The sequence below is a fragment of the Kitasatospora sp. NPDC056783 genome (genome assembly GCF_042789895.1).
Taxonomy (GTDB): domain Bacteria; phylum Actinomycetota; class Actinomycetes; order Streptomycetales; family Streptomycetaceae; genus Kitasatospora.
Map to the genome: position 1 here is coordinate 6,134 of NZ_JBHUAF010000331.1, position 3,642 is coordinate 9,775.

3 protein-coding genes and 1 pseudogene are annotated in these 3,642 nt (G+C 71.5%); 3 read left to right on the forward strand and 1 reads right to left on the reverse strand.

The genetic code is table 11. The features are described 5' to 3' along the window. Nucleotides 1-181: 181 nt before the first annotated feature. Complete coding sequence (locus ACFRMQ_RS32060; protein WP_380734237.1) at nucleotides 182-715, forward strand: HAD family hydrolase; 534 nt, start codon at nucleotides 182-184, stop codon at nucleotides 713-715. On the opposite strand, the gene ACFRMQ_RS32065 is transcribed toward ACFRMQ_RS32060, so the two are convergent. After that, the gene (locus ACFRMQ_RS32065; protein ID WP_380734238.1) at nucleotides 666-2,111 is read right to left on the reverse strand and encodes a N,N-dimethylformamidase beta subunit family domain-containing protein; all 1,446 of its coding nucleotides are present in this window, start codon (nucleotides 2,109-2,111) and stop codon (nucleotides 666-668) included. The genes ACFRMQ_RS32060 and ACFRMQ_RS32065 overlap by 50 nt on opposite strands. A gap of 237 nt (nucleotides 2,112-2,348) precedes the next feature. On the opposite strand from ACFRMQ_RS32065, the gene ACFRMQ_RS32070 reads away from it, so the two are divergent. Next, the gene (locus ACFRMQ_RS32070; RefSeq protein ID WP_380734239.1) at nucleotides 2,349-3,194 is read left to right on the forward strand and encodes a class I SAM-dependent methyltransferase; all 846 of its coding nucleotides are present in this window, start codon (nucleotides 2,349-2,351) and stop codon (nucleotides 3,192-3,194) included. Nucleotides 3,195-3,227: 33 nt separating this feature from the next. Further along, nucleotides 3,228-3,642: pseudogene (locus ACFRMQ_RS32075) on the forward strand (N-acetyltransferase); the annotation flags it as partial.

Here is a 3,642-nt window from a genome sequence, read left to right on the forward strand (position 1 = left end):
TTACACGGGCCGGGGGGGGGGTTGGCCCCACCGGCGCCCCCCGAAACACGGGGTCATCTCCCCCCGCGGGGCCCCCCCCCCCCGGGGCCCCCGCGGGGCGCCCCGGGGGCGGGGGCCCCCCCGCGAGGGGGAGGAATACGCGGTCCACTCCGTTGGTGAACTCGCCTATCACCATTGGGAGTTGGAGAGGCTTCGGCGCAGGGCGCGGTCCTGCGGGGTGCCGGAGGGCGAACTGGACGGCCTGGTCCGGGAGATCGACCGGGCCATGAAGGCCGTCCGGCTGGAGCTCTTCGACGACGTCCGTCCCGTCCTCGGGGAACTGCGTGACCGGGGGCTGCGGATCGGGCTGTGCTCCAACTGGTTCTGGAACCTGGAGGACTGCGTCGAGGAGGCCGGCCTCGGCCCGGCGGTCGACTTCGTCGTCGGCTCCGCCCGGGCCGGGGCGCGCAAGCCGCACCCGCTGATCTACCGGGTGCTGCTGGAGCGGTGCGCCCTGCCGCCCGGCGAGGTGCTGTTCGTCGGCGACATGTGGGCACCCGACGTCATCGGCCCGCTCGACGCCGGGATGCGGTCCGTCCACCTGTGCCGGCCGGACCCTGCGGTGCGCGGATCCGAGCCGCCCCTGCCGAGCGGGGCGGTGCGGATCCGCGGACTGCGCGAGTTGCTCACGGACGCGTCGTACGGTGCCGCAGCCGCTCCAGGAGGTTGCGGGTGATCCGGACGACACCGGCGTCCTGCTCGTGACCGCACACCACCGGCCAGTCGGTGGTGCCCGCGGTGAACACGGTGCCGCCGGCGGTGTGGACACCCATCGTCGCGGCCCTCGGGGAACGGCCCGGCTCCCGGGCCGGGCCGTTCCAGTGGCTCCACTTGAAGTCGTGGAAGTCCTCGTGGACCGGTTCGAGGACGTGGATGCCGAGGATGAGGAAAGAGTCCGGGGTGCCGTCCTCGCCGGTCGCGTGGGCGACCCCGTCGGCGTCCCGGGTGTAGGCGGCGCCGTCGCACTCGTACCCGATGAGCGCGGTGCCCGCGCCGAGGCGGTCGGGTCCGGAGCCGTCGGAGCCGTCGCGCAGCCCGGTGCCGGCGAAGACCCAGTGGTCGGCGTGCTGCACGGTGTACCCGTCGCGCGGACGGTCCCCGGGCCATCCTCCGGGGCTCGCCCACATTCCGCCGTTGCGGAAACTCACCCCGGTGAGGGAGTTCTCCGGGCGGCCGACTCCGTCCGGTGCCGCCGGCCACCACTGGTCGGTCGCCGGAAGGTGCGGATAGTCGTCGCCCACGTGGTGGTCGGTGTCGGAGACGAAAGCGGTGTTCCGGTCGGTCACGTGAATTCGCCACCAACAGGTGTTGGCGCTCAGGAAGGCGATGTTCCCGCCGTCCCCGACGAATCGCTCGGCATGGGCGCGCATCGCGTCGCTCCAGTATTCGTCGTGGCCGACGCTGAGCAGAAGACCGTACGAGGACAGTAGTTCCGGGTCCTCGTGGAGGTCGAGATCGGTGCAGAATTCGACCGGATAGCCGTTGCGTTCCAGCCAAGCTATGAACGGGGCGTCCCAGTAGGCGAGATCGATGACTCCGCCGGGTCGGCGCAGGCTCACTTTGTGTCCGCGGGGATTCGCGTCCGACAGGTACACGGGGTGGTCGTAGAGACTGGCGGCGCGGTCCTCGCCCGGGCGGTCGGAGCGGTTGTAGGCGTGCCGGGTGAAGGTCGACTTCTTGTAGAGGATCGTGGACCGGCTGCCCGCCCGCTTCGGCCGCACGACGAAGAACTCGCGCGCCGGGCCCTCGACGGTCGAGGCGTCGAGCAGGGGGAGTTCGTCGTCCTCGACGAACTGGACCAGGTGCATTCCCGGGGTCCAGTCCTCGGGCACGGGCAGGGTGAGCGGCGGCCAGCCCCAGTCCTCGGCGGGCGAGGCCCGGCCGGGGACGGCGTCGGGGTGCGGGGGCGGCAGGTGGAGCGAGCCCGGGTGCCAGTCCGTCTCCGCCACCGGCTCCAGCTCGCGTCCCAGCCGGTAGAACCTCAGCCGGAACCGGGGCGCGTCGGTGGAGACGTGGAGCGTCAACTCGCCCCCGGAGGTGACGCTTTCCCTGCCGAGATATCCCTCTATCATTCTTCCTCCCGGTGGATCGGCCGATCGTCGAATACGCATTCTGGTCGATTTCGGAGAAATTGACAGGGGTTTCGCGGATATGGCGCGACAATGCCGTGAACCGGTCATTCAGGGCCGCCTTTCGGACAGCCGATCGAGCGGCCGGGTCCGTGCTCCGCGGGGTGGGTAGGCCGGAATCCAGCCGCGTCCGCCGGCTGCCGCGAATCCGATGTCCACGGCCATCGATGAGGAGTCCGCATGAGTCATGAATTCAGGGCACGGGAACTGGTCCTGGGGATCGAGGGGCTGGCGCTCCTCCGCAACGCCCTGGGAGGCGACGAGAAGTTCCTCCAGGAACGCGTCGAGGAGATCCGGCGCTTCGCCGCGGGCGACGAGAGGCTGCCGGACGGCGGGGTCGACGTCAGCGAACTCGACGTCGCCGAGGGCTACGCCTCCTGGTCGGTGGTCTACGACTCGTTGCCCAACTCGTACATCGAGGTCGAGGAGCCCGTGCTGCACGGAATCCTGGACACCCTTCCGGTGGGCACCGCCCTCGACGCCGCCTGCGGCACCGGCCGTCAGACCGGCGCCCTCGTCGCCCGCGGCCACCGGACCATCGGTGTCGACCAGTCGCCCGAGATGCTCGCCAAGGCCCGCGAGCGCGCCCCGGAGGCCGAGTTCCGGGCCGGGCGTCTGGAGAGCCTGCCGCTCGACGACGACTCGGTGGACCTCGCGGTCTGCTCGCTGGCGATGACCCACCTCGAGGACGTGTCGGCCGGCGTGGCCGAGCTGGCCCGGGTGGTGCGCCCCGGCGGGCGGATCCTGGTGTCGGACCTGCACCCGTTCGTCATCGCCCTCCAGGGGCAGTGCGTCTTCGTGCACGGCTCCGACGAGCTCGCGTTCGTCCGCAACCACGTGCACCTTCCCGGGCACTACCTGAAGGCGTTCACGGACGCGGGGCTGCGGGTGCGGGGCCTCCACGAGCCGCTCTTCAACGGGCGTCTCGCGCCCGGCGGTTACGAGGAGTTCATCGCGGACGCGGCCCGGGCGGCCTGGGAGGGTCTGCCGATCGTCATCGTCTGGGACGTCGAGGTCCCCGCGTAACCGCGGGATTCACAGGAGAGGGAGGACAACCCGATGGCCCTGGTCGTGGTGACCCACGCGGAGCGCCCCGAGCTGTGGGACAAGATGCCGGAACGGTTCGCCGGCATCGTGCCCGAGTACAACCTGCACGGCGATGTGAACGATGACTTCTGGGACCGGCTGTTCGAGGACTTCCCCGAGTACCAGTTCGTCCTGTACGACGACGAGCGCGAGGCGGTGGCGGGAGCCGGCCGCTCGCTGCCGCGCACCTGGGACGGCACGGCCGCCGACCTCGGCCCCGGACTGGACGACTCCATCGCCCGGGCGTTCGCGGACCGGGACGCGGGCCGGCCCGCCGGCGCCCTGGTCGCGCTGGGCATCGAGGTCGCGGAGGACTACCAGCGCAGGGGCTTCTCCGGCCTGCTCCTCGGCGGGATGCACCAGGTGGCGCGGCAGGCCGGCCTGGACA